The sequence below is a fragment of the Collinsella sp. TF11-5AC genome (assembly GCF_003436775.1).
GTDB lineage: Bacteria > Actinomycetota > Coriobacteriia > Coriobacteriales > Coriobacteriaceae > Collinsella.
Map to the genome: position 1 here is coordinate 1 of NZ_QSQO01000044.1, position 834 is coordinate 834.

At 65.8% G+C, this 834-nt stretch carries 1 protein-coding gene; it reads left to right on the plus strand.

The window, feature by feature from the left end:
* Positions 1 to 79: 79 nt before the first annotated feature.
* On the plus strand, positions 80 to 834 hold a 755-nt coding region (locus DXD16_RS10130), incomplete at its 3' end, for an IS1595 family transposase (RefSeq protein WP_199408241.1).

Genomic DNA, 834 nt, shown 5'->3' on the forward strand with positions numbered 1-834 from the left:
GGCTCTGTTAGACCAAGGTTGACATAAAAACGATGTCACCGCGAGGCGGTACCCTTCAATTAACGTCGAAGGAGCGCCCATGGATGCAGACGACCTGGTCATCACCCTCAAGAAGAGCCTGGCGAAGCTCAGCAGGACCGAGCGCCGTAAAGCCGTCGAGTTGGTCGGGGACGTCGTCCGCGCCGCCATGTTCGACGATGCGGCGGGAGATGGCTATGAGGTGGAGCGCTGCCCCCGTTGCGGCTCGGTCGCTATCGTCAAGAAGGGCAAGTCCAGGAACGGCGAGCAGCGCTACCTCTGCCGCGACTGCGGCAGGACGTTTTCAGGCTCCACCGACCGGATCCTCGGCACGAGCAAGCTGCCCCGCGAGACCTGGATGGCCTATGCCGAGTGCTTCGCCCTCATGCTCCCTCTCCGCGAGTGCGCCGGCCGCTGCGGTGTCTGCCTCAAGACCGCCTACACCATGCGCCACAGGCTCATCGAGTGCCTGAAGGAATACTCGCCCACGTTCCATGTGGGGCGGGGGCAGGCCTGCGAGCTCGACGAGACGTACTTCCCCGAGTCCTTCAAGGGCAACCATTCAAAGGGCTCCTTCACCCTGCCGAGAAGGGCTCGCCACCGCGGCAAGCAGGTCCACAGGCGCGGCCTCTCCCGCGAGCAGATCTGCGTCATGACGGGCGTCAGCGACACGAACGCCACCTTCTTCGAGGTCTCGGGGCGCGGCGTGGTCTCGCGCAAGCGCGCGGCGGAGGCCCTTCGCGGCCGCATCGGCGCGGGCGCGGTCGTCGCCACGGACAAGGCGACCGCATACATCGACGTGCTGCGCGACCTGAA